This is a genomic window from Paenibacillus sp. FSL P4-0176 (assembly GCF_037975265.1).
In the GTDB taxonomy this organism is placed as follows: Bacteria; Bacillota; Bacilli; order Paenibacillales; family Paenibacillaceae; genus Paenibacillus; species Paenibacillus amylolyticus.
In genome coordinates this window covers 7,258,489-7,284,553 of record NZ_CP150242.1, presented here as the reverse complement: position 1 = coordinate 7,284,553, position 26,065 = coordinate 7,258,489, and the positions used below count along the sequence as shown (strand labels likewise).

Annotated in this window: 26 protein-coding genes, 1 tRNA gene and 1 pseudogene; 23 read left to right on the top strand and 5 right to left on the bottom strand. The window is 44.1% G+C overall.

Annotation, left to right across the window (positions count from 1 at the left end; translation table 11 throughout):
• Positions 1-872: 872 nt before the first annotated feature.
• The 3 genes from gntK to MKY95_RS33110 all read right to left on the bottom strand — a co-directional run bounded on the left by gntK (position 873) and on the right by MKY95_RS33110 (position 4,733).
• Positions 873-2,420, bottom strand: coding sequence for a gluconokinase (gene gntK, locus MKY95_RS33120; RefSeq protein ID WP_036611988.1), 1,548 nt, complete (start codon positions 2,418-2,420; stop codon positions 873-875).
• Between the two features lie 66 nt (positions 2,421-2,486).
• A complete protein-coding gene (locus MKY95_RS33115; protein WP_036611985.1) occupies positions 2,487-3,848 on the bottom strand; it encodes a gluconate:H+ symporter in 1,362 nt (453 codons plus the stop codon).
• A 210-nt stretch (positions 3,849-4,058) separates the two neighbouring features.
• Positions 4,059-4,733 (bottom strand): GntR family transcriptional regulator, encoded by a 675-nt coding sequence (locus tag MKY95_RS33110; protein ID WP_036611983.1) that lies wholly within the window; start codon positions 4,731-4,733, stop codon positions 4,059-4,061.
• A gap of 576 nt (positions 4,734-5,309) precedes the next feature.
• Between MKY95_RS33110 and rpmH the strand changes: the two genes are divergently transcribed.
• The 12 genes from rpmH (at position 5,310) to MKY95_RS33050 (ending at position 17,303) form a co-directional block, all read left to right on the top strand.
• Positions 5,310-5,444: a 50S ribosomal protein L34 gene (rpmH, locus tag MKY95_RS33105; RefSeq protein WP_017691413.1), complete on the top strand. Its 135-nt coding sequence runs from the start codon at positions 5,310-5,312 to the stop codon at positions 5,442-5,444.
• Positions 5,445-5,802: 358 nt separating this feature from the next.
• Complete coding sequence (rnpA, locus tag MKY95_RS33100) at positions 5,803-6,153, top strand: ribonuclease P protein component (RefSeq protein WP_036611981.1); 351 nt, start codon at positions 5,803-5,805, stop codon at positions 6,151-6,153.
• A 75-nt stretch (positions 6,154-6,228) separates the two neighbouring features.
• Positions 6,229-7,107, top strand: coding sequence for a YidC/Oxa1 family membrane protein insertase (locus tag MKY95_RS33095; RefSeq protein WP_036611979.1), 879 nt, complete (start codon positions 6,229-6,231; stop codon positions 7,105-7,107).
• A complete protein-coding gene (jag, locus tag MKY95_RS33090) occupies positions 7,104-7,805 on the top strand; it encodes an RNA-binding cell elongation regulator Jag/EloR (RefSeq protein WP_036611977.1) in 702 nt (233 codons plus the stop codon). The genes MKY95_RS33095 and jag overlap by 4 nt, the downstream gene beginning before the upstream one ends.
• Before the next feature lie 211 nt (positions 7,806-8,016).
• Entirely contained in the window at positions 8,017-9,393 is a 1,377-nt protein-coding gene (gene mnmE / locus MKY95_RS33085) for a tRNA uridine-5-carboxymethylaminomethyl(34) synthesis GTPase MnmE (protein ID WP_036611974.1), read from the top strand.
• A 222-nt stretch (positions 9,394-9,615) separates the two neighbouring features.
• Positions 9,616-11,505, top strand: a complete 1,890-nt coding sequence (gene mnmG, locus MKY95_RS33080; protein WP_036611972.1) for a tRNA uridine-5-carboxymethylaminomethyl(34) synthesis enzyme MnmG — start codon at positions 9,616-9,618, stop codon at positions 11,503-11,505.
• Positions 11,505-12,227 carry a 16S rRNA (guanine(527)-N(7))-methyltransferase RsmG gene (gene rsmG / locus MKY95_RS33075; RefSeq protein WP_036611970.1) on the top strand — a complete coding sequence of 241 codons (723 nt, stop codon included), beginning with the start codon at positions 11,505-11,507 and terminating at the stop codon, positions 12,225-12,227. The genes mnmG and rsmG overlap by 1 nt, the downstream gene beginning before the upstream one ends.
• Before the next feature lie 515 nt (positions 12,228-12,742).
• On the top strand, positions 12,743-13,561 hold the full coding sequence (gene noc, locus MKY95_RS33070) for a nucleoid occlusion protein (RefSeq protein ID WP_036611968.1): 819 nt from the start codon (positions 12,743-12,745) through the stop codon (positions 13,559-13,561).
• A gap of 185 nt (positions 13,562-13,746) precedes the next feature.
• On the top strand, positions 13,747-14,508 hold the full coding sequence (locus MKY95_RS33065; RefSeq protein ID WP_036611966.1) for an AAA family ATPase: 762 nt from the start codon (positions 13,747-13,749) through the stop codon (positions 14,506-14,508).
• Entirely contained in the window at positions 14,501-15,346 is an 846-nt protein-coding gene (locus MKY95_RS33060; protein WP_036611964.1) for a ParB/RepB/Spo0J family partition protein, read from the top strand. The genes MKY95_RS33065 and MKY95_RS33060 overlap by 8 nt, the downstream gene beginning before the upstream one ends.
• A 161-nt stretch (positions 15,347-15,507) precedes the next feature.
• Positions 15,508-16,662 (top strand): aminotransferase class V-fold PLP-dependent enzyme, encoded by a 1,155-nt coding sequence (locus MKY95_RS33055; protein ID WP_036611962.1) that lies wholly within the window; start codon positions 15,508-15,510, stop codon positions 16,660-16,662.
• Positions 16,663-16,802: 140 nt separating this feature from the next.
• Entirely contained in the window at positions 16,803-17,303 is a 501-nt protein-coding gene (locus MKY95_RS33050; protein WP_036611960.1) for a DUF4446 family protein, read from the top strand.
• Here the strand turns inward: MKY95_RS33050 and yyaC are convergent.
• The gene (yyaC, locus tag MKY95_RS33045) at positions 17,278-17,883 is read right to left on the bottom strand and encodes a spore protease YyaC (protein ID WP_036611957.1); all 606 of its coding nucleotides are present in this window, start codon (positions 17,881-17,883) and stop codon (positions 17,278-17,280) included. The two genes, MKY95_RS33050 and yyaC, sit on opposite strands and share 26 nt — an antisense overlap.
• A gap of 117 nt (positions 17,884-18,000) precedes the next feature.
• Here yyaC and MKY95_RS33040 point away from each other — a divergent pair, with 117 nt between their 5' ends.
• The 4 genes from MKY95_RS33040 to MKY95_RS33025 all read left to right on the top strand — a co-directional run bounded on the left by MKY95_RS33040 (position 18,001) and on the right by MKY95_RS33025 (position 19,613).
• Positions 18,001-18,264, top strand: coding sequence for a DUF3343 domain-containing protein (locus tag MKY95_RS33040; protein ID WP_017691427.1), 264 nt, complete (start codon positions 18,001-18,003; stop codon positions 18,262-18,264).
• A gap of 125 nt (positions 18,265-18,389) precedes the next feature.
• Positions 18,390-19,220, top strand: a complete 831-nt coding sequence (locus MKY95_RS33035; RefSeq protein ID WP_223200026.1) for a mechanosensitive ion channel family protein — start codon at positions 18,390-18,392, stop codon at positions 19,218-19,220.
• Entirely contained in the window at positions 19,210-19,419 is a 210-nt protein-coding gene (locus tag MKY95_RS33030) for a DUF951 domain-containing protein (protein ID WP_036611950.1), read from the top strand. The genes MKY95_RS33035 and MKY95_RS33030 overlap by 11 nt, the downstream gene beginning before the upstream one ends.
• Before the next feature lie 103 nt (positions 19,420-19,522).
• A tRNA-Ser gene (locus MKY95_RS33025) sits at positions 19,523-19,613 on the top strand.
• Positions 19,614-20,051: 438 nt separating this feature from the next.
• On the opposite strand, the gene MKY95_RS33020 is transcribed toward MKY95_RS33025, so the two are convergent.
• Complete coding sequence (locus MKY95_RS33020) at positions 20,052-20,246, bottom strand: YjzC family protein (RefSeq protein WP_036611947.1); 195 nt, start codon at positions 20,244-20,246, stop codon at positions 20,052-20,054.
• 202 nt (positions 20,247-20,448) lie between these two features.
• On the opposite strand from MKY95_RS33020, the gene rpsF reads away from it, so the two are divergent.
• From rpsF to opp4B, 7 genes and pseudogenes are all read left to right on the top strand, one after another.
• Positions 20,449-20,742 (top strand): 30S ribosomal protein S6, encoded by a 294-nt coding sequence (rpsF, locus tag MKY95_RS33015; RefSeq protein ID WP_036611944.1) that lies wholly within the window; start codon positions 20,449-20,451, stop codon positions 20,740-20,742.
• 48 nt (positions 20,743-20,790) lie between these two features.
• On the top strand, positions 20,791-21,276 hold the full coding sequence (gene ssb / locus MKY95_RS33010) for a single-stranded DNA-binding protein (RefSeq protein ID WP_036611943.1): 486 nt from the start codon (positions 20,791-20,793) through the stop codon (positions 21,274-21,276).
• A gap of 56 nt (positions 21,277-21,332) precedes the next feature.
• The gene (gene rpsR, locus MKY95_RS33005) at positions 21,333-21,605 is read left to right on the top strand and encodes a 30S ribosomal protein S18 (protein WP_017691433.1); all 273 of its coding nucleotides are present in this window, start codon (positions 21,333-21,335) and stop codon (positions 21,603-21,605) included.
• A gap of 228 nt (positions 21,606-21,833) precedes the next feature.
• Positions 21,834-22,423 (top strand): annotated as a pseudogene (locus MKY95_RS33000) (M15 family metallopeptidase).
• 727 nt (positions 22,424-23,150) lie between these two features.
• Entirely contained in the window at positions 23,151-24,140 is a 990-nt protein-coding gene (locus MKY95_RS32995) for an ABC transporter ATP-binding protein (protein WP_036612047.1), read from the top strand.
• A gap of 14 nt (positions 24,141-24,154) precedes the next feature.
• Complete coding sequence (locus tag MKY95_RS32990) at positions 24,155-25,087, top strand: ATP-binding cassette domain-containing protein (protein WP_017691436.1); 933 nt, start codon at positions 24,155-24,157, stop codon at positions 25,085-25,087.
• Positions 25,088-25,094: 7 nt separating this feature from the next.
• Entirely contained in the window at positions 25,095-26,057 is a 963-nt protein-coding gene (gene opp4B / locus MKY95_RS32985; RefSeq protein WP_036611942.1) for an oligopeptide ABC transporter permease, read from the top strand.
• Positions 26,058-26,065 lie beyond the last annotated feature (8 nt).

Here is a 26,065-nt window from a genome sequence, read left to right as displayed (position 1 = left end):
AGACTGTCACTCCTTTTACATGTTCCAAGTGTGGCTTAAGCCATGATGCAGTGTCGAAATACGAGATATATTGTTGAATTTATCCCCAAACCCCCGCAGGTCGAAAACAAAAAAAGTATGAACAACGGAAAATTGTTCACAACTTTATCCACAGGCTGTTGATAATATTATGGGTCAGATCACATATTCACATCCAAAAGTAATACAATCATAGCAAAAGAAACCCCGCATTTCAACGTATCGCGTGATTTTATCCACAAATTCAATAACTTGTGTATAATTTTTAGTCACAACACAATATATTGTTTATAAACTGTTTAATTTTCGACAGAATGACCCAAAAACCAAAAATGTCTTATACACAGGTTATCCGTCAAATGATGCCAAATTGTGTGTAAAAGTATTCTTCGTTTGTGAATAACCTGTCTGTGGATAACCGTGAAGTGAAAATGGAGCATGATTGAGATCGGAAAAAGAGTGACCTCTCACCCTCGTGTTTTTCTTGCCAATGGGGCGATGGTGAAAGCGACGAATTCAGTATCTGGATGGGAGACGGAGAGGGGGAGTAAACTCATGCTTTTAATTGAACAAGATCAGTGGTGTATTTTCTAAGTAGATGGTAATTCTGTGATGACAATGTATAAGGATAATGGACATAGATGACTTCATTTTGAGACATATGTAATGAGAATTATCAGGATCAAGAGGTAAGCTGATGATCGAATATGGAGGTTGAAGTGTATGAATGTATAATATGAAATCAAAGGATAGATTATGCGTGTATAGCAAAAGAGGGTGTCCTCTAAAACCGATTTTTGGTTTTAGAGGACACCCTCTTTTTTTGGTGCAGGGACGAAGTATGGATTGATGATTTAGAGACGGGGAAGGGACATCTTACGCTGGAATTCAGCGATATCTGCGTATTCCTCTTCCAGTTTGCGAGAGATCCGAATAAAGATGGGCAGCAGCTCTTGGTAGAGTACAGCATTCTCTTTGACAGGGGTATGTCGATGCGTTGTACCGACCATGGAAGAAACGGCATGAAGCGATTGGATCCGCCCTGTAGCGTACAAACCAAGCACGACGGCACCCAGACAGGAACTTTCGAAGCTCTCGGGCACAACCACTTCCTGATTGAAGATATCAGACATCATCTGGCGCCAGAGAGGAGAACGTGCAAACCCACCTGTGGCTTGAATGGAGGTAGGTTGCCCAATCTGTTCTTCCATGGCGAGCAGTACCGTATATAGGTTGAAAATAACCCCTTCCAGGACAGCACGAATCATATGCTCTTTCTGGTGATGGAGTGTTAAGCCAAAAAAGGAGCCACGGGCATCCGGATTCCATAAAGGGGCACGTTCGCCCGAAAGGTACGGATGGAACAGAAGCCCTTCCGATCCCGGCCGGACACGTTCGGCAATTTTGGTCAGTACATCATAGGAATTGATGCCAAGTCGTTTCGCTGTCTCCACTTCAGACGCGGCGAATTCATCCCGCACCCAACGAAACAGCATGCCACCGTTATTCACAGGTCCACCAATGACCCAAAGATTCTCTGTGAGGGCATAACAGAAGGTTCGACCTTTGGGATCGGTAACCGGACGGTCCACGACAGTGCGAATGGCCCCGCTGGTTCCGATGGTTGCTGCGACAACACCAGGTTCAATGGCATTTACGCCGAGATTGGATAAAACCCCATCACTTGCGCCAATAACAAAGGGCGTAGAGGGGGAGAGAGCCATTTTTTCAGCCGATTCGTGATTCATTCCTTCTAATATATGTGTTGTAGGTACAAGCTTCGAGAGATGGTCGGGTGTAATGCCTGTAACCTCAAGGGCCTCTGCGTCCCAGTCCAGTTGTTCCAGATTGAGCAAACCTGTGCAGGAAGCGATGGAATGGTCGACGACATATTGTCCGAATAGACGGAAGAACAGATATTCTTTAATCGAAATAAATTTGGCGGTACTCTCAAAAAGTTCAGGTTCATCGTGGCGCAGCCACATTAATTTGGTCAGCGGTGACATGGGATGGATCGGTGTACCTGTGCGCAGATAGATGCGATGGCCCAATCCATTCTCTTGCAGCTTGGCAGACCAAGCTGCACTTCGATTATCCGCCCAGGTGATGCAACGGGTTAAGGGTTTATTATCCTGTCCCATGGCAATGACACTATGCATAGCCGAGCTGCAGGATACAAACAGGATCTGCTCGGCAGCAACACCACTCTGATCCATGACTCCTCGTACAGAGCGGAGGGCCGCCTGTACAATCTCTTCAGGGTCCTGCTCGGCAACATCGGGTGCCGGGGTATACAAAGGGTATTCCTGCGTTGAGGTACTGATGACGGAGCCCTGCTCGGTAAATAACACGGATTTGGTACTGGTGGTACCAATATCGATCCCAATCATATAGTTGTTCATGTATTTAATCCTTCTTTCTCCAGAAAGCGATAAGATTTTAATTTCTTTCTACTATAGATACTCCATTTATACCACTGTACTCAGGAGCAAAATAAAGATCAGTCCCACTACAGATAATAGTGTTTCCATAACGGTCCACGTTTTCAATGTCTGGGAAACGCTCATATTAAAGAATTCTTTGATCATCCAGAATCCCGCATCGTTTACATGAGACAAGATGAGTGACCCCGCACCTGTGGCGAGTACAACCAGCTCAATATTGGCCCCTGGTGTGAGTGCAAGCACTGGAGCGACAATACCGGCGGCTGTTGTCATGGCTACGGTTGCTGAACCGGTAGCTACACGAATGAGCCCAGCGACAAGCCAGGCAAACAGGATCACGTTGATGTTGGCATGGGTAGCGACTTCAGCAATCGCGTTACCCACACCACTATTGATCAATACCTGTTTGAAGGCACCGCCTCCACCAATAATGAGAATGATGGTCGCCGTAGGCGCCAGACATTCACTGGTGAAACGGGAAATATCGTGTTTGGTGAATCCACGTGCAAAGCCGAGTGAAAAGAGGGCAAATACAACTGAAATGAGCAAAGCAATGATCTCATGACCGATAAATTCACTGAAAACGGTGAAACCGCTCGTGGCATTTGGGTCAATGATGCTTGCTATGGAACCAATCAGCATCAAAATAACCGGCAGCAATATGGTAAACAGGGTAATACCAAACCCAGGCATGTTGCTGTTTGTTTTGGTTGCGAATTGTTCAGCCAGTTCTGCTGGCGGTTCGGTGTGTATTCTTTTTCCAATAAATTTACCAAACAAGGGACCTGCAATAATCGCTGTAGGAATACCAACAATAAGAGAGTACAAAATGGTTTTACCCAGATCCGCGCTGAAGGCTTCAATTGCTATCATTGGCGCTGGATGGGGTGGAACCAAACCGTGTACAGTCGACAGACCTGCCAAAATGGGAATACCAATCTGCAGCAAAGACATGTTGGTTTTACGTGCAACGGTAAAAATGATGGGAATCATCAAAATCACGCCAACTTCGAAGAAAACGGGAATACCCACGATAAATCCAACAATCATCATGGCCCAGTGCACACGTTTCACACCGAACCGATCAACCAATGTAGTTGCAATGCGCTCGGCACCGCCAGATTCGGCCATCATCTTACCAAGCATCGTACCGAGAGCAATAACAATTGCAATGGTTCCAAGTGTGCCGCCAAGTCCCCCGGTAATGGAAGAGATCAGATCGGCAGGTTTCATGCCTGTAAGCAAACCGAGCATTAATGCGGACAACAGCAGGGTGATAAAGGGATTCCATTTATACTTGGAAATCAAAACGATCAGAAAAACGATCGCAATTAACGTCCAAACCAATAATGTTGCGTTGTGGGATAGTCCAAAAAGAGTGCTCATGATGTTGTGTGCTCCTTTATTTCTGATATAGAACGCTTACAAGTAAAATTATCGTCAACAAATAAATGTGTACCAGTATCGCAGAAGGTGTTGGCGAAAAAATGTAGTTTTATCATGCCCAAATTTGAAACAAAATCGCATTTTGTATACTTGTCGACAAGTTAAGCCGCAATCATTCACGACGGATATGATTGCAAACACCTGCACCGATTAGGAATCAAAGCTTTCGTGCAGGGTTTTGCCAGAATCTTGGAAATACGTGCGGACTCCAGCCTGAATGAGCATCTTGTCACCTGATTCAAGTGCTTCAACAAGCAAAAGGTGTTTCTCAATTACAGCGCTTACTTTCTGCTCGCCTTGAACAAATACTCTGCGCGTTGTGAGCAACATAACGGTCATCACAACATATCGAATACTCTTCCATAGATGTGAAATACGGGAATGCTGAGCAGCTTCAATAATCGTTTCATGGAAAACGAGATCCTGATAGGCGAATTCGACGGCGTCCTGATGCCGTCCAGCAAGTTGCATTTTGTCGATCACGTTACGCAACTGGGTGATTAATGATTCTGGGACATCACCAGCGAGTCGCTGCTGCACAAAACTTTCAATCAGGAAACGGACATCATACAATTCTTCAACATCCTTGATTCGTAGTCCAATGACAACGACCCCCATACGTTCAAGTCGAATAAGTCCTTCATTGGACAATGTTCGTAACGCTTCACGAACAGGTGAACGACTGCTGTCAAAATCAGCCGCAATTCGATTTTCCGACAAAATCTCTCCAGGTCGAAGGGTACCGCTGATGATCCGCAGCCTTAATTCGCAGGCAATGGCTTCACCACGGGAAGCCCCTTGAAGCCAGGAAGAAGGAAATAACATATGGCTAACGCTCCTATTAATAAGTAATCAGTTCATTACTGATCATAGCATAACTATTTTGCGGACTGGACATTCAGTTCAATCCATAGTCTGTAGCTACAAGCTAACGGTTAATGTTCTTTTCAAAGGACTACTTGTATACAAGATGTGATTTTTATCCTACACCTTTCTCAAAAGCTTGTAAACCTTAATTGAAGCGGATACAACCGGATTAGAATATGACGATATTAATAGCCTATAATCATTATCCACATGTGAATAACTTTAAACAGGATGAAATGAAGGAGATAACAGGTATTGGAGGGTGTGGATAACTATAAAAGCTGAAATATGGTGATCTGATCGGGGTCTGGGGATAACTTTCAGGACTCTCTTCGGGGCTTGAAATTGGTATTGAAGTGAACGGACTGTGGTCATTACTATGGGTGGGATGAAGAGTGTATATAAAAGAGGGAGAAGCCTTGCGCCATGCAGTTGACTTTTCCAGGTGATCATGGTTAAATATATAAAGGTGTTTTCTGTGAAGATGAAAGTGATTCATCACATAAGTATTTCCTTGTGAGGAGGTGCAATACATTGAGACCTACATTCAAACCGAACGTTAGCAAACGTAAAAAAGTTCATGGTTTCCGGAAAAGAATGAGCACGAGCAACGGCCGTAAAATTTTGGCCGCACGTCGCCTTAAAGGCCGTAAAAACCTGAGTGCTTAATGCATTGAAGACCACCGAGGTGGTCTTTTTTTTCTTAATTAGCTCAAATCAGACTGGATGCTGCTACAGATCAGGTCTGAATGGTCTGCGAAAAAGTGCTGAACACACACGAATGTATGTTGAGTGAGTTTTCCATTTTTCGAAAACTTACCTTATATAATGATGAATCGTTGATAGGTTTAAATGGCCAATCAACATTCATCCCGGATGAATGCGGATCAATTCAAGTAGCTGATTAACAATCATCCCAAATGAAGTTGTCGCCAAGGCGGTTTACCGTCATTCAAGAAAGCCTATACTAAATCAGTAATGAGGCCTCCGTCAATAACATTGGTGGAGAAGAGCAAGGAGAAGCGCCGTGTATAAAAGACTGCGTCTACGAAACCGGGCGGACTTTAGCCGCGTATACCGGTATGGGAAATCGTTTGCCAATCATCAATTCGTGGTGTATGGCTGTCGCCGTAAAGATACGGAACAATTTCGGGTCGGCGTATCATGCAGCAAGAAAATCGGAAACGCTGTCGTACGCAACCGGATGAGACGCATGATCAAGGAAATTGTTCGTCATCATGAGCATGAGATCGTCACGCAGATGGATCTGATTTTTATCGTCAGAAAAGGTGCACTGGACATGCCCTATAAGGAAATGGAAAAAAGCCTGCTACATGCGATGCGAAAGGGCTCTCTTTTGAAGTCGAGCAAGCGGTAAGCTTCGGTTTATTTGTCCTCCTAATTATGGTATGATTTTACGATGGAATGGAATGGTTAAGAGAGGGGTTATGAAGTGTCGCGATTGAAGACATCAAAGGGGAAGTGGATTCTCCTCATTGCAGTCATTGCAATGGTCACTGTACTCGCCGGATGTACTCCACAAGGAGCTGGGGTTACTACGGAAGATCTAAAGAATAGTGATTCTTTTTGGCAAGCCAATGTTGTGTACTGGTTCTCACTGGCGCTGGATACATTCGCCAACTGGTTCAAAGGTGAATATGGACTGGCCGTCCTCGTGATGGTGCTTATTGTACGGACATTGATTTTACCACTAACAATGAAACAAGTCCGTAGCTCCAAAGCTATGCAGGCGATTCAGCCGCAGCTGAAGGAGATTCAAGCCAAGTTTAAAGATACACCTGAGAAAGTTCAGCAAGAAACGATGAAGTTGTTCCAGGAGAACAAAGTTAATCCGATGGCCGGTTGTCTGCCACTTATCATTCAGATGCCGATTTACATCGCACTTTATAACTCAATTTACGGAAACTCCAGTCTGAGAACGCATGATTTCTTGTGGCTCCAGCTCGGATCACCCGATCACCTGTTTATTTTGCCAGTGCTGGCTGCCATCACAACATTCATTCAAACATGGATGATGATGCGTATGAATCCTGCACAGCAAGTGGGTCCGATGCAGTTTATGCTGTGGGTGTACCCGATTTTGATCTTCGTGATGTCTTATCAGTTCCCGTCAGCACTTCCGCTGTACTGGTTCTACAGTAACATCTACACGATCGTGCAAAACTATTTCCTTTACCGGAATAATGATAAAATCGTGGCTGAGGTCAACGTGAAGCAGAATAGCTCTTCCAAAAATGGAGCTAAACGCAAAAACGGTGGCAAAGCGACCGTATCTGGAAAAGGGTCGAAAGGGGCCAAAAAATCGAAATGACCAAAGTCATTACGTCAGGAAAAACCGTTGAAGATGCTGTAAACCAAGGATTGACCGAGCTTGGCGTAAGTCGGGACAAGGTCGAGATACAAGTGTTAGAGCAGCCGTCAAAAGGATTCCTGGGTTTGTTCGGGGTGAGGGCGGCCAAAGTTGAAGTGAAATTATTGCCTGTACCGGAAGTTGTTCCACAGCCGATCAAGCCAGCTGCATACAAATCTGAAGTGGATGCATTACTCGAGGATGTTGCAGCTAAAAATCCCTATGAAGAAGCGGCTGCTTTCTTGAAAGAGGTCGCAGCAGGTATGGGACTGGATGTTGAAGTGCATATCAAAAAACAGCGGGATGGACATATCTTCAATATTGCCGGGGAAGATCTGGGCATGATTATTGGCAGACGTGGACAGACGCTGGATGCGCTTCAGTATCTAACGAACATTGTAGCGAACCGATATTCGGAAAGCTTCGTTCGAATTGTGCTCGACGCGGAGAATTTCCGTCAACGTCGGCGGAAGACGCTGGAGGATCTGGCTGAACGGTTGGCTGGACAAGCTATCCGTACCGGTAAGGAAGTTGTACTGGAACCAATGCCTCCGCTCGAACGAAAAGTCATCCATGCAAAACTGCAAAATCACCCGCAGATTAAGACGTTAAGTAAGGGCGAGGAGCCTAATCGGCGTGTGGTTATTACGACGAAATAACACGAAATTGAAGACGCAATGGCTTCCTGCCCGGTGCAGAAGCCATTGCTTTTTTCGTACAGAAGCAATTTGATAAGGTGTTTAGAACAAGTAAAGAGTGAACTTAATACGATAATTGACATGCCATAAGATATATCATTAATAGATTTGAAAATGGATATGGCGTCCTCCAAGGGACGGCAATTTTAAAATAGAGCAAGGAGAGATAACCATGATCAGTGATACGATCACAGCGATATCAACGGCTGTCGGAGAGGCGGGTATCGCCGTGATCCGGGTCAGCGGCCCGGAAGCAGTGTCGGAGACGGAAAAGATTTTTCGCAGCAAAACCCCTTTAACTCAGGCAGCATCTCACACGGTTCATTATGGTCATATCATAGATCCCGTTAATGGGGAAAAGATTGAGGAAGTATTGGTTACAATCATGCGAGCACCACGCTCGTTCACAACAGAAGATGTGGTGGAGATCAGTGCGCATGGTGGTGTGGTGTCCGTAAAACGGGTCATGGACCTCCTATTGCAGCTTGATATTCGTCTGGCTGAACCCGGTGAGTTCACGAAGCGTGCTTTCCTTAATGGGCGGATTGACCTGTCTCAGGCGGAAGGTGTCATGGATCTTATTCGTTCCAAGTCGGACCGAGCTTTCTCGGTTGCGCTGAAACAGGTTGAAGGCAAGCTGTCCTCCAAATTGCGTGATCTACGATATACACTGGTGGAAACACTGGCACATATTGAAGTGAATATCGATTATCCCGAGCATGATGTGGAATCGTTAACGTCTGATTTTATTAAAGAAAAGTCCAGTCAGGTTATGACTGAAATTGATAAATTGCTGACTACAGCAGAGCAAGGAAAGATCCTGCGAGAAGGTATCACGACGGCTATCGTTGGACGACCTAACGTAGGTAAATCCTCATTGATGAATACACTTGCGCAAGACAACCGGGCCATCGTCACGGACATTCCAGGAACAACTCGTGATGTAATCGAGGAGTTCATTACGATCAATAATATCCCGCTCAAGTTGCTTGATACGGCAGGAATACGGGAAACGATGGACGTTGTTGAGAAGATCGGGGTAGAACGTTCTCGTACTGCGGTAAGTGAAGCTGATCTGATCTTGATGGTTGTGAATGCTGCGGAGCCACTTCATCCCGATGAGATTGAATTATTGGAACAAATCCGCGGTAGACAATCGATAATCATTATGAATAAAATGGACTTAACGCCACAGGTAGAACGTGACGTGCTGCTTCGTTACATTCCGGAAGAACGGCTTGTACCGATGTCGGTGAAAGATGATCTGGGTGTGGATCGACTGGAAGATGCCATCTCTACGCTATTCTTCAGTGGTAAACTGGAGTCCGCAGATCTGACCTATGTCAGTAATGTGCGTCATATTGCTTTGCTCAAAAAAGCGAAGCAGTCTCTGGTTGATGCCTATGAAGCAGCAGAGCAGTTCATTCCGATCGATATGATTCAGATTGATGTTCGTTTGGCGTGGGAGCATTTGGGCGAGATTGTTGGAGATACAGCACATGATGCATTAATTGATCAGATTTTCTCCCAGTTCTGTCTAGGAAAGTAAAAATAATATACTGCCGATTGAGTTAAATCGTAGTGTATGATGGAGAGGTACAATTTCTGCCTGTTGTCAAAGGATAGAATGATATTGTAGCCATTACGTGTTGGTTTCATATAGATAGGAATGCAAGTTCCGATGAACGGTTAGAAGTAGTTTCATTATTTTAGAACATGATCCGTCTGCGTGAGTTACACCAAATGCAGCGGAATAAGGAGGTAAACGGGAATGGCTTTTGATGGCGGCAGTTATGATGTAATCGTCGTTGGTGCAGGACATGCTGGTGTGGAATCCGCGCTGGCCGCAGCCCGTATGGGGTCCAAAACACTAATGATTACGATCAATCTGGACATGGTGGCTTTTATGCCTTGTAACCCATCTATTGGGGGACCGGCTAAAGGACATGTTGTCCGTGAGATTGATGCACTTGGTGGAGAAATGGGACGGAATATCGATAAAACCTTTATTCAGATGCGGATGCTTAACACGGGTAAAGGGCCTGCTGTTCACGCGCTTCGTGCTCAGGCAGATAAATTCTCCTACCAGCATAAAATGAAGGAAACGATGGAGAATGAACGTAATCTGACAATGCGTCAGGGTATGGTTGATTCACTGATCGTTGAAGACGGAAAATGTGTAGGCGTTGTGACTCAGACCGGAACAGAGTATCGGGCTAAAGCGGTCGTTCTGACAACAGGCACATACTTGCGCGGTAAAGTAATTATGGGCGAGTTGATGTATGAGAGTGGACCGAACAATCAACAACCCTCTCTTAAATTGTCAGAGAATCTGCGTGAACTGGGCTTTGATCTGGTTCGTTTCAAAACGGGTACACCACCACGTGTGCATAAGGATACGATTGATTTTAGCAAAACCGAAATTCAGCCTGGCGATGACAAGCCGAAGTTCTTTTCCTATGAAACAGAATCTTCCGATAATGAGCAGTTGCCTTGCTGGTTGACGTATACATCTGTGGATACACATCAGATTATTAATGATAATCTGCATCGTGCTCCGATGTTCTCGGGGCTTATTGAAGGAACCGGACCACGTTATTGCCCTTCCATTGAAGATAAAATTGTTCGTTTCAGCGACAAGCCGAAACATCAGATATTCCTTGAGCCGGAAGGCAAGAACACATCCGAGTATTACGTACAGGGGTTGTCTACGAGTATGCCAGAAGACGTTCAACTGGCTATGCTGCGTTCCATTCCAGGTATGGAAAAAGTGGAAATGATGCGTAATGGTTATGCGATTGAATACGATGCGATGGTTCCTACACAATTGTGGCCATCACTGGAAACTAAACGTCTACCAGGTCTGTTTACGGCGGGTCAGATTAATGGTACCTCCGGCTATGAAGAAGCAGCAGGACAAGGTGTTATGGCTGGAATCAACGCTGCACTCAAAGTACAGGGGAAAGAGCCGGTAATATTGGATCGTTCCCAAGGTTATATTGGCGTGCTGATTGATGATCTGGTGACAAAGGGTACAAATGAACCGTATCGTCTGTTGACTTCACGCGCTGAGTATCGTCTGTTGCTTCGCCATGATAATGCAGATATGCGTTTGACGGAAATCGGACATGACATTGGCCTGATCCCTGAAGAACGTTATGCGAAATTCCTGGATAAAAAGGCGAAAGTCGAGCAGGAAGTTGCACGTCTGAAAGTGGCTAAAGCTCGCCCGGTTGAAGTGAATGCCAAGCTGGAAGAGTACGGATCTACACCTATTCAGGATGGCAGTACGTTGCTTACCTTGCTGCGTCGCCCGGAGCTGGGGTATGAACTGATTGAACAGCTCTCACCATCTGAGGTAGAACTGACAGCAGATATGAAAGAACAAGTGGAAATACAAATTAAATATGCGGGTTATATTGAGAAACAATTGATCCACGTGGAACGTTTGCAAAAGATGGAGAAAAAGAAAATTCCGGACACCATCGTATATGATGAGATTCATGGTCTTGCTATGGAAGCCAAACAGAAGCTCGCTACGATTCGTCCAATCTCGATTGGTCAGGCTTCTCGTATTGCTGGAGTTACTCCTGCCGACATCTCCATTCTGCTGGTCTACCTGGAGCATTATAACCGTGTAACCGCAGCAAGGGGACAATAATGGACGATATTCAACAGCAACTGCAGCGGCGCTTAAAGAAACATGGATTAGAGCTGGGCGAACTCCAGTTGGAGCAATTCGAACTGTATTATCAGGAACTGGTATCCTGGAATGAAAAGATGAATCTGACGGGCATAACGGATCGGGAGCAAGTGTATACAAAACATTTCTATGATTCGGTATCGCTGGCTTTTTATACTGACATGACCAAAGTGAATAAGCTTGCTGACATTGGATCAGGAGCGGGTTTTCCGGGATTGCCACTGAAGATCTGTTTTCCTCATATTAAGCTTACGATCATTGATTCATTAAATAAACGTATTGGCTTTCTACAGCATGTGGTAGATATCCTTGGTCTGACTGATGTAGAATTGGTCCATGGACGTGCTGAAGAGATTGGACGCAAAGAAGGGTATCGTGACAGCTACGATCTCGTTACGGCGCGTGCAGTAGCCAAGCTGGCTGTGCTGAATGAATTCTGCCTTCCGTTTGTTCGTAAAAGTGGAATATTCGCTGCCATGAAGGGCGGAGACCCGCGTGAAGAAATGAAGGAAGCGGAGTTCAGCTTCAATCAGCTGAAAGGACGGGTTAAGGCCGTTCATCCTTTCCAGCTGCCGGTTGAAGAATCAGAGCGTCACATCATTCTGATTCAGAAATTTGATAAGACACCATATAAGTATCCGCGTAAACCAGGTACTCCAATGAAGACTCCGCTGATATAGTTGCGTGATGGTTTTGAAGTAAGTCAAAACAAAATAGAATTTTAGACATGGATGAAGAGGATGTTTCACGTGAAACATTCTCTTTTTTTTGTTTTCTAAAATGGAGGACTGGATCAACATTACAAATACTTCGTATTACATATCTTTTAAAGAACCTGTATTGATGAATTTTACGCACAGTAACTCATGAACAATTTCATTAATTGAATGTGTGCAAGTCGTCATATTTCCAATATTCACAAAGAAAAAGCAGGATAATTAGCAGAGTTTAAAGAATAGGTAAGCATAGGATTATGATAGAAAAGATGATAGAATAGAAGTATCCGATCCTGGGTCACAGCGATCATAGATTATATGTATAGATAGATGGATATGCGTTCGATGTTGCATGACAGAAAGCGTTATGAAAGGCAAAACTTATTCCAAGAACGATGCATGTGAAAGGTCGCTTATTGAATAAGAAGCACCTGCAAAGACTGTGGGAGCTATTACGAAACTAGGTGGTAATCTGCGGAATGAAAGAACAATTTTCGAAGTTGTTTGGTTTGGCGGAGCGCAATAACGGAGATGAGATCAAACAGATTCCGGTTAATGAAATTGTGAGCAGCCCATATCAACCCCGTACTATTTTTGATGATGATAAAATTGATGAGTTGTTGCAGACGATCAAAACACATGGTGTAATTCAGCCTATTGTCGTTCGCGTGCGAAATGGATCATATGAGATTATTGCCGGGGAACGTCGCTGGCGTGCAGTTCGAAAATTGGGTTTGGATACGATTCCGGCTATTGTGCGTGAATTCAACGACTCTCAGGCCGCATCCATTGCACTGATTGAGAACTTGCAGCGTGAAGGATTGACTTCCATTGAGGAAGCTGTCGCTTATCAGAAGCTCATCGACTTGCATCAATTGACACAGGAAAGTCTGGCACAACGACTCGGCAAAAGCCAGTCAACCATCGCGAACAAAATTCGGTTGTTACAGCTTCCGGACGGCATTAAAGCTGCATTGATGGAACGCAAAATTTCTGAACGGCATGCAAGAGCATTACTTTCTCTGGATACGGAAGAACTGCAGATGAAGTTGCTCGGTGAGATTATCGAAAAAGAATTGAATGTGAAACAGACAGAGGCACGTGTTGCCTTCTACAAGGAATCTTCCAAGATTAAAAAATCTAGACGTGTTTCCTTTACCAAGGATGTAAGGCTTGCACTTAATACAATTCGCCAATCCATTGATATGGTAACTGGCTCTGGTCTGGACATCAAAACCAAAGAAGCAGACCATGAGGATCATTATGAGATCGTTATCCATATTCCAAAACGCAAATAATTGAAGCTTATGGCGGCAATGGGCCGCTTTTTATGTCTATAAAGCAAGTTAGGTCAGACATTTTTAAAGAACGGTATATTGATGGAACGGTAGTTGTTGTTTGTGTGGACGATAGCCGCCTGCTTTTTGTTAACAATATCTCACAACCTACAGAAAAGACTCCTATTTTATTTGAGGTGAAGTAATTGTCTAAGATTATGGCCGTAGCAAATCAAAAGGGCGGTGTGGGGAAAACGACGACATCTGTTAACTTGGGTGCAGGACTGGCTTCACTCGGGAAAAGAGTATTGCTTGTCGATATTGACCCTCAGGGGAATACAACCAGCGGAGTCGGAATCAATAAAGCAGATGTGGCTAATTGTATATATGATGTCATTATTAATGAGGTTCCTCCTCAAGAAGCGATTTTGGAGACTCAGATTGAAGGCCTTCATATCATACCTGCAACGATTCAGCTTGCCGGAGCCGAGATCGAATTGGTTTCCACGATATCACGGGAAGTTCGCCTGAAAAAATCACTCGCCATGGTGAAAAAAAACTATGATTACATACTGATCGATTGTCCACCATCTCTTGGTATGTTAACGATCAATTCGTTGACTGCTTCCGATTCGGTGATCATTCCGATTCAGTGTGAGTATTATGCACTTGAAGGATTAAGTCAGTTGCTCAATACGGTTCGTCTGGTACAGAAACATCTGAATACATCCCTGCAGATTGAAGGGGTATTGCTGACGATGTTTGATGCGCGGACCAATCTGGGAATTCAGGTTATTGAAGAAGTGAAAAAGTATTTTCAACAAAAAGTATATCAAACGATTATTCCGCGTAACGTACGGCTTAGTGAAGCACCATCTCATGGTCAATCCATTATCACGTATGACCCTCGTTCAAGAGGGGCGGAAGTGTATTTAGAGCTCGCAAAGGAAGTGATTTCTTATGAGTAAGCGGCTTGGAAAAGGTCTTGATGCCCTCATTCCTTCGCTTTCAATTAATGACGATGATAAAGTCGTAGAAATCCCGATTAGTCAACTGCGGGCTAACCCCTATCAACCACGTAAAGTATTTGATGAGGGCGCAATACATGAACTGGCTGAGTCCATTCGTCAGCACGGTGTCATACAACCCATTATTGTTCGTCCTGTATTACGAGGTTATGAGATTATTGCCGGAGAACGACGGTTCAGAGCTTCGCAATATTGTGGTAATGCCACGGTACCGGCTGTAGTCCGCAACTTTAGTGATCAGCAGGTAATGGAGATTGCGTTGATCGAGAACCTGCAACGGGAGAATCTGAACGCCATGGAAGTTGCAGTTGCTTATCAGGGGTTAATGGATCAATTCGCGTTGACTCAGGAAGAGTTGTCTGTAAAAGTAGGTAAATCACGTTCTCACATTGCTAACTTCTTGCGTCTGTTATCATTGCCCGAAGAAGTAAAAGACCATGTTTCACGTGGAACATTATCTATGGGACATGCACGTGCGATCGTGGGTGTTAAAGATGAGGTTATAGTGAAGCAACTTGCGAAACAGACCATTGATCAGCAATGGAGTGTACGTGAGTTGGAGGAAGCTGTTCAACAACTGGATCGCTCCAAAACAGGTGAGGCTAAAGCCAAATCGAAGTTAAAAAAGAAAGATCCATTCATTGATACATTGGAAGAATCTCTTCGTGAACGTTTCAAAACCACAGTGAAAATCAAGCACAATAAAGATAAAGGTAAAATTGAGCTCAACTACTACAGTCAACAGGATCTGGAACGGCTATTGGAATTGTTACAATAACAGTCGGGTCTATGATTCATTAACAACATGCGGGGCTTACTCATGTCATGACATATCGCCTCTGTACCATGGAGAAACGATATGTCATTCTTTGTTTATAGGGTTATATGTGCAATATGTGCAGGAGAATTATTAATTTATAGGACAGAGGTGGTTGTGAGGTGGAGGGAGTTATCTATCTAGATCATGCAGCAACATCTTGGCCCAAACCACCTGCTGTCGGTGATGCGATGTTGAGTGCATTGGAGATTGCCGGAGCTAATCCTGGCAGAGGAAGTCACCGTATGGCTGTTCAGGCAAGTCGTGTATTGTTCGAGGCGAGAAAATCCATATCCAATATCTTTGGAATCAAAAATGCGAATGATATTGCATTCGGATCAAATACGACAGAAGCACTGAATCTGGCGATTCAAGGCTCGCTCAGAGAGGGCGACCATGTGATTGCCACCATGGCGGAACATAACTCAGTCAGACGACCACTGGAGTACATGCGAAGACTCCGAAATGTAGAGATTGATTATGTACCTGTTGATGCTTCGGGGGCCATTGATCTGATGCAAATGGAACGTATGTTTCGTTCCAATACCAGATTGGTGGTATGTACACATAGTTCGAATCTGCTTGGCAGTATTCTTCCTATTGGAGAGATTTCGCTCCTATGTCGTAAACATCAGGCGATCTTATTGGTAGATGCAGCTCAGAGTGCTGGGGTTATACCTGTGAATGTACAACAATTGGGCATTGATATGTTGGCTTTTCCAGGGCATAAGGGACTGCTCGGTCCTCAGGGTACAGGGGGCTTGTACATTGCTCCAGAGCTCGATATAGAGCCTTTACTTCATGGAGGAACAGGAAGTCAGTCAGAAGCTCTAGAGCAGCCAAAGGTGCGTCCTGATCGGTATGAGGCGGGGACGCCGAATACAGTCGGGATCGCAGGGCTGAATGCGGGTGTGAAACATGTACTTGAGATGACACCAGCGGTCATCTACCAACATGAGTGGGAACTGACCCAACTTATGATGGATGGGCTGTCATCCGTTAAGGGCATTCGAATGCTTGGTCCAGAGATTGGACAGCCACGCACCGGATTAGTATCTTTTACTGTAGATGGGTATGATTCAGCACAACTGGCCTTCCGTTTAGATCGGAATTATGGGATTGCGGTTCGCTCCGGTTTTCATTGCACACCGCTTGCACACGAATCTGCTGGTACAACCGCTACCGGAGCAGTAAGGGCCAGTGTGGGATACAATTCAACTAGAGAACATGTGGAAGCACTCGTTAAGGCAGTGTTGGAATTAACTGAGGCAGACTAGATTAGAGTTGAAATGATGAACTCATTTGATACAGGGTTGCTTGATTAAGCTTATGGATATCGGGTTGATTTATAATGAATGATAATATTACAGGACAGACGTTAATCTGATCAAAAATATAGAGGGGTAGTTGCAATTACATGGCTGAATTAAACGAGCTGATTCTGGAACAGCTGTTATGGATTATTGGCGGAATGGCATTACTTACGGTGATCTTGCTGATTGTGAGTATTGTTCAAGGGGCAAAGTTACGAAAGTTTAAACGTAAATATGAAGCCATGATGGCTGGCAGTGGAGTAGAGGACCTGGAATCGTTGCTGGTTAATCTGAAAATTCAGATGGACAGCATTGAGGATGAACACAAACTGCAAACGAATCAGCTGCAAGTTGTCATGCAAAAGCTGACCCGCATTCAAGGTAAAGTTGGCGTGAAAAGGTACAATGCATATGGAGAGCGTGGCAGTGATCTGAGCTTCTCAATGGCCATGATTAACGATAGCCAGGATGGCATGATTCTTACGGGGATATATAACCGTGACGGTTCTTACGTATATGCCAAACCTCTTAAAGGGGGAGAGTCCACGTATACTCTGTCCCCAGAGGAAAAGGAAGCTATTACTCTGGCACAGCAAGCAGAGTAGAACGTGTATGCCATTCCCGAATGGCCGAGTATAGACTGCTGGAAATAATCTCGGACATGCGCATAACAAGACTGAGCCGTGTGTTCTGTAGAACAAAGTATTCCATAAAGCCGCCGACGTTAACGATACCTGTCAGATGGATATCGCCGACCGGCGGTAATTCTTTATTTACCCCCGCACCCGGCTTGAGTGGACCATTCACAACTTGAATGCATCCCACACTGGATGATTGACCGAGACAGGCGTCAATGCCAATCACATAAGGGTTATGGTGTGTTTTCTGTATGTTGTGGAGTGTATCTTGCAGGTTCATCGCATGGACTGGTTCATCCAAGGTACCATATAGATGGAATAAAGGGCTGTCCCACTTGGAAAGGGCTGATCCGACCAGAGGACCAAGGCAGTCGCCTGTTGAGCGATCTGTGCCGATGCAGACAATCACTACATTTTGCAGAGAATGGGCTTTATAGAGATGGAACATTAAACGATGGGTAATGGCTGAGTGAATACCTGGATCGGTATGGGGGATTTTTAAACTGGTCATGTCTTGTGATGAAAAGGAACGCGAAGTAGGATTCATAGGATCTATCCTTTCCCTTGGAATAGTAGTAACAGTATATGGAAAGGTAGAGCGTTTTATACTTCACGAGGACAAGCTTTTTCTCTAGGGTTGGACGTATGGCGAAAGGAGCCGAACATGGACGAATGGATTAACGATTGGATGCTGATTGCATTTGATTCAACCCAGCAGGCACTGCGTGCTGAAATGCTGCTGGAGTTTGCTGAGATAGAGATTGATTTGTTCCCTACACCAAAAGAAATTACAGCAGGGTGTGCGTTATGTATTCAGTTTCCAAAAGAGGATCTGGAGCGAGTGCAGAAGATCATTCGTAATGAGTTCGTAGAGATCCGAGGCCTCTATTTCAAAACAGAAGACAGCTATGATAACATACCGATGTAGAGGAGGCATGATGAATGTTGTCATTTGAGTTTGCTCAAGGGAATGATGGCGGCGGTGCGGTAGCGGCCGTCGGTGAAGCCCTTCGATGGACGGATAAAGTCTGGAACAAAATTGCAGATCCAGAAATGTGGCTTAACATTATGTTCAGCTCAATCCGGATTATCATTATTTTTATCATCACCCGTATTGTCATTAAGGTGGTTTATCGAATTATAGATCGTTCCATGGAACGCAAGCAGGAAGGCAAGATTCGCGTGAATCCGCGCAGATTCGTAACCGTAGGGGAACTGTTGAAAAATGCGACCTCCATAACATGTAATTTTATTATGATTCTGCTACTGTTATCTGAGATCAATATCCAAGTTGGACCGCTACTCGCGAGTGCTGGTGTGCTCGGGCTTGCCATTGGTTTTGGTGCACAGGGTCTGGTCAAGGATGTTATTACCGGTTTCTTCATTATATTGGAGGACCAGTTCGCTGTGGGGGATGTTATTCAGACGGGAACCTACAAGGGAACGGTTGAAGTGATCGGACTTAGAACAACGAAACTAGTCAGCTGGCAAGGCGAAGTGCACATTATCCCAAACGGGGCGATTGCAAGTGTAACGAACTACTCCATGTCGAATTCGCTGGCTGTAGTGGATATTCCGATGAAGGCGGACTTAAGTCTCGATGAGTCAGTACATCTGGTGAAAAAGTCTTTGGTTGGGATTGAAGAGCGTGACCTAAATATTGTGAAGGTGCCGGATGTGCTCGGTATACAGTCGATGTCTACATCTGAGTATGTGGTGCGAATTGTGGCTGAATGTATGCCTAACTCTCGTGCTTCGGTGGAACGTCAGATTCAGGGCGATGTGAAAAAAACGCTGGAGTATCATGAGATGAGCAATCAAGCTGTATTGGAACAGGCAGTAGCTTTGGAGAAAGATGAGGGGGATGGCACAGGTGGAGCGTAAAAGTTTCCAGCTTGGGGATATCGTGCAGATGAAGAAGCAGCATCCCTGTGGCAGCAATGAGATGGAGATCATTCGTATGGGTATGGATATTCGGATTAAGTGTGTCGGATGTAAACACAGCGTGTTGATTCCAAGAGCGAAATTCGAGAAAAACATGAAGAAGGTACTGCGTTCAGCCGAAGATTCCACTGAATCCTGATCTTGCAATAATTCGGTATGCAGTATGCGTAATAACGTTTACATGCAGGCTCCGTAGGAGTGTTGCGTTCTGTAAATGATCATGCTATAATCAATATTGCTGCGGAAAGGTACCCAAGAGGCCCAAGGGGGCTGACTCGAAATCAGTTAGGCGTGTCACAGCGTGCGTGGGTTCGAATCCCACCCTTTCCGCCACTTCAATTGTAACTTACTCAATACACATTGAGTTTAATAAAAAGATCGATAAGAAGACTTTCCATTAGGAAAGTCTTTTTTGGTATAACGGTTTATTGAATATGTATTGAACATGTATCCACATCAGATGCATCATTAATGACTCGAACGAAAAACAAAGAGCCCCGAAGGGCTCTTTATCAGGCGGTGCATTTGTTTGTTAGGAAACAATCGGTCGTAACAATCAGACACTTGGTGTACTGCACGTAGCAATACGCGTGCTTCAGACGAAGGGCCTTACTACACATAACCACTTGCTTCTTAAATTACGTGATGAATCTCCAACAGCGAATGATCGGCTTCGTTGTCCAACGGAACCACACCTCTCTCGTGCACCGCCTGATTGTATTATGTGCTTTATTCCGCTTTATATACATGGATCGTAAAAAAGTATTGCGATTAATGGACGCGGGCTTTGGTCAGCTTCTTCCACTTGCGATTTTGATTGCTTGTTTCGGGAAAAGCTTCACCTTTTTGCAGCGTTACCCGCTTTGGGTTCTGAATTTCCGTGACAAAGCTTTTTTCCCCAACTTCCGTGTACTCTCCATCGTTTGGTGCTTTGTCTCCTGGTTCAAACTCGGTTTTTTCACCCATGATAAAACCTCCTCTGCAAATTATGTTACTTTGTTGCTTCTGTAGTGTGCTCCATAGCCGGCCTGATCATGTGCCAATATGTACAGGGAACGTTTGCTTGCACTTTGACTCGGTATTTGTTATATTAATATAGTTCGAGTTTGTGCTCGTTCCTTGCTCTCAACCTAGATTGAGGGCCAGAGTCCATAAGGAGGTGAAAATTATGCGCAAATATGAAGTGATGTACATTATTCGTCCTGACATTGAGCAAGAAGTTGTTCAAGCTACAGTCGATAAATTCCAAGGCATCATCTCCAACGGCGGTGGTGAAGTTACAGCTCACGACGTTATGGGTAAACGCCGTCTTGCGTATGAGATCAAGAAATTCCGTGATGGTTTTTATGTTCTGGTACATTTCACTGCTGAACCAGCAGTTGTAACTGAACTTGAGCGTCTCATGAAGATTTCTGACGAAGTAATTCGTTATCTCATTACCAACGACGTTAAGTCTGCTTAAGACTACTCGTGATTAACGCACCAATACGCTCTGAAGGAGGGGATTACATTGTTGAACCGTGTCATTCTGATCGGACGGTTAACCCGGGATCCTGAGTTGCGTTACACTCCAGCAGGAGTGGCAGTTACGCAATTTACTTTGGCAGTGGACAGACCGTTTACAAGCCAAGGGGGAGAAAAGGAAGCCGATTTCATTCCGGTCGTAACCTGGAGACAGCTTGCCGAGACCTGTGCGAACTACTTGCGCAAAGGACGCCTGGCTGCAGTCGAAGGACGCATTCAAGTACGGAACTACGAGAATAACGAAGGAAAACGTGTATACGTGACCGAAGTCATTGCCGATAATGTCCGTTTCTTGGAGTCAGCTAACCGTGATAATAGCGGTGGCGGCGGTGGGCAACCAATGCGTGAAGAGCCTTCTTATGGAGGCGGCGGACGCGCGAACAATAACAATAATTCGCGTAACAACAATCAGGATCCTTTTTCCGATGACGGAAAACCGATTGATATATCGGATGATGATTTGCCATTTTAACATGAGCTGATACTCTTAGGAGATATGGGTTACATGATAGGAAAGGACTGAAAAGCATGGGCTTCAAGCAAAGAGAAGGCGGAGACAACGATAAAAGACCGGCACGTCGTGGCGGCCGTAATAAACGTCGTAAAGTGTGCTTCTTCACAGCTAACAAAATTACTCACATCGATTATAAAGATACGGACTTGCTTCGTAAATTTATCAGCGAACGTGGAAAAATTTTGCCACGCCGTGTAACAGGTACTAGCGCTAAATATCAACGCATGCTGACGATTGCAATCAAACGCTCCCGTCAAATCGCATTATTGCCATACACAACTGAGTAGTTTTTACTCAGCTTGCATACGAAGCAGTCGGCTTATAGCCGGCTGCTTTTTTGTATATATCAATAGAAGTAATAGAAATAACAGATCCACTCTAACAAATGGAAGAATTCAATACTGTGGTGATAGAAGCATTCAAGGCTCAAATGAATTATAATAGAGTCTAATCTACTGAAAAGGTTCAGGCAGCAGGAATAGCTGTTTATTTCAGAATAAACACCAGGAGTGGATATGAATACATCAAAACGTAAAGGCAAACAGAGAAAAAAAAGTCTGAAAATCTGGATTATAGCTACTCTTTTACTTTCCATTATATATGTATGGTTACAGCAAAAAGATGATATAGATAATATGTGGCCTGGGACAACAATCCAAGAAGCTCTGCCAATCACCGGCCTACATCCTTTGGTAGCAGAGAATGAGAAATTATTGGCAAGTAAGGCAGTGAGACGTGGAATAGAGATTGTTATCACCCACGGTTACCGAAGTTCCGAGGAGCAAGATGCACTATTCAACCAAGGACGCTCAAGCGCAGGCAATATCGTTACTAATGCACGTGGTGGTGAGTCATATCATAACTACGGATTAGCAATTGATTTTGCATTGAGGACGCCTGAGGGTGATGTGGTGTGGGATATGGAACGGGATGATAACGGCAATGGCAAGGCAGACTGGATGGAAGTTGTGGATCTCGCCAAAGAGTTAGATTTCACTTGGGGTGGAGATTGGGCAAACTTTCCGACTATCCTCACTTGCAGATGGATTTTGGACTGAGTATTAATGAGTTAAAACGTGGTAAAAGACCCCCTGACTCTCAGTAAAAGGTGTTATATATACACTTAAATGAATAATTATTAGATAAGCTCTGCATTTTGCAGGGCTTTTTTCTTTCTTTTGTAAAATAAATGATAAAAGATGACAATTTGGTCTTTACATTAGCAAATAAATAAAACTATACTAGATTAACTAGATTTTTTACTCTGATCGCACATATTATTTCAATTGTAAGCATAACGGCTCCGGTTCAATAAAATTCAGCTATAGATCGAGATATAATCATCACTCATGTATGTAACATTTACCTCACGCAAAATTGAGATTGTCTACTTAATTTAAAGCATAAACATACACTAGATGTAACTATTATGTTATGTATATGTTATTTTGACCAATTGCCTATGCATACCTCACAGCCAAAAACAAGATAACGCCTCTCAAATTCCCTGCTATAAGCCTTTATAGTATTACTAATATCCAAATCTGTAGTATAAAAAACATTTATACCAAAAATCTCAAAATAAGCATTGACGTTAGCTAAAATTACACGTATGATTACATTAATTATTTTGATATATAATTCCGCTAGGAATTATCAACATTAATTGACCAATGGTCTAAATATAAGTCTTTTAAACTTGTTTCTCCTAACAATTTGGTATTTTGTATAAGCTATTGTTCGTTATCTTCAAGAACTTGGAAATATACAGTGGATGCATTTCTCTACACACGAATACAATCTACGGAAATTATGGGGTTAGGGTGATTGATTTGAATACAGAGCTATTGGAAGTCAGAAATCTAACAACATCATTCAGAATTGAAGATGACTATTATGCAGCAGTGGATCACGTTAACCTTACGGTGAAGAAAAATGAAGTGTTGGCGATTGTAGGTGAATCCGGGTCAGGTAAAAGTGCTTTTGCATTCTCTCTTATGGGTTTGCATAACAAAGCAAAGATCGAAGGCCAGATTCTCTATAAAGGACAAGATATTGCCAACATCTCCCCAAGCAAATTAAACAAGCTACGCGGCAAAGAAATGGGCATGATTTTTCAGGACCCATTGTCCGCACTAAATCCTCTAATGATTATTGGTGAACAGATTGAAGAGATTCTCACACTTCATCAGTCCAAGCTGTCTTCCAGAGAGAAGAGAGAAAAGGTCATTCACTTATTGAATCAGGTAGGGATTCCACGTCCCGAACAAATATACAAGCAGTATCCCCACGAACTATCTGGTGGTATGAGACAGAGAATTGTTATTGCCATTGCGATTGCCAACAAACCGGAACTACTCATAGCCGATGAACCAACGACGGCGCTTGACGTTACGATTCAACTACAGATTCTGGAGCTGATCCGTGATCTGAAGAGTGAAATTAACGCAGGCATTATTCTGATTACACATGATCTGGGTGTCGTAGCTGAGATGGCTGATCGCGTAGCAGTTATGTATGCAGGCGAAATTGTTGAAATCGCAGATATCTTCACATTGATGAACGATGCGAAGCATCCATATACCCGCTCATTGTTGAACTCTATTCCCACCCTGTCTGAAGAAAGATCCAAATTACATGTCATCCAAGGCATCGTACCATCACTCAAAAATCTTCCTCGCAAAGGGTGCAGATTCAAAGCCCGAATTCCATGGATTAGTGAATCGGCTCATGAAGAGAACCCACAGATGCATGAAATTGCACCAGGTCACTTTGTACGGTGTACCTGTTACCAGCACTTTCATTTCCCTGACCAAAGCTGAGGAGGAATAACATAATGGCATTACTCGAAGTAGAAGGGCTTAAGATACACTTTCCGATTCGCGGTGGATTGCTTAAACGGGAAATTGGCAGTGTAAAGGCTGTTGATGATGTTAGCTTCTCCATTGAAGAAGGACAGACTTATGGTCTGGTTGGCGAATCAGGTTCAGGAAAAACAACAACAGGCAGAGCCATTATTGGGCTAAACCATGTCACTGACGGAAAGATCCTGTTTAACGGCAAAAATCTGGCTACGGAGCGACGTAAGAACAGGCAGCTCCAGCGGGATGTACAAATGATTTTTCAAGACCCATATTCATCACTGAATCCAAAGAAGCGGGTTATCGATATTATCGCTGAGCCGTTTCGTAACTATGAGCGTCTGACAGCTACCGAGGAGAAAAGACAAGTAAGAGAATTACTTGAAAAGGTTGGCCTGAGTCCGGAATCAATCTACAAATATCCTCATGAATTCTCCGGCGGACAGCGTCAACGGATAGGCATCGCACGGGCTATTGCCCTGAAGCCGAAGTTAATTATCGCTGATGAACCTGTATCTGCACTCGATGTATCGGTACAGGCTCAGGTACTCAACTTCATGCAGGAAATTCAAAAAGAATTAAATCTGACCTATCTGTTCATCAGTCACGATCTGGGTATCATCCGTCATATGTGTGATGAGATTGGAATTATGTATAAAGGTCGATATGTGGAACAGGGCACAACAAATGATATTTTTGAGAATCCGCAACACATCTATACCAAACGTCTCATTGCAGCCATTCCGGATATGGACCCAACCAAACGAGAGGAAATGGTAGCCTTCCGTCAACAGGTCAAATCCGAGTATGAACATTCATACCGAAATTTCTTTGATGAGGAAGGACTTGCATACTCGCTCAAATCCATTTCCGATACTCACCGAGTAGCTCTACCTCAGAAAGGTTGAAGGCCATATGTGGAAAACGATAGTACGCAGAATTATCATAATGATCCCTCAGATCTTTTTACTTAGTCTTTTGGTCTTTCTGATGGCCAAGGCCATGCCGGGCGATGCACTAACCGGATTGCTTGATCCAAGCGTTGATCCCAAAGCATTGGAAGCCCAGCGAGAGAGATTGGGATTGAATAATCCTTGGTATGTGCAATATTGGGACTGGATCAAAAACGCCATCCAAGGTGATTTTGGGCAATCCTTCCGTTTCAAAATGCCGGTTACCGACTTGATCGGTCAGCGTGTAGCAAATACATTCTGGCTCGCACTGGCGACACTTGTACTGACTTACCTGATCGCTATTCCACTGGGTATCATCAGTGGTCGTTACAACGATACCTGGTCTGATCGGTTGATCACGGGATACACTTACCTGGGGTTTGCCGCACCATTGTTCATCTTCGCACTGGTGATGGTATGGATCTTCGGATTCCACTTCGGCTGGTTCCCGACAGGAGGTAGCGTTGCGCCGGGTCTTACACCAGGCACATTCAGCTACGTAATGAGTAAGTTCTATCATCTATTATTGCCGGCATTATCGATGGCACTAATTACAACGGTATCTACGGTTCAATATTTACGTAGTGAAATCATTGATATCAAGCATAAGGAATTCGTTATTACTGCCAGAGCCAAAGGCGCCTCGGAATCCCGGATCTACAACAGGCATATCTTGAGGAACTCACTATTACCTATCGCCGCGTTCTTCGGATATGAGATTACAGGGCTTATCGGAGGTACGGTATTTATTGAAAGTATATTTAGTTATCCAGGTATGGGGCAGTTGTTCCTGAGTTCCATCTCATTGCGTGACTTCAGCGTTGTGACTGCACTCGTATTGTTGTATGGCGTAGCTTCCATTCTCGGGGCATTGCTGTCTGACATAATTCTAGGAATTGTAGATCCACGTATACGGATCAAGTAAGAACTTGA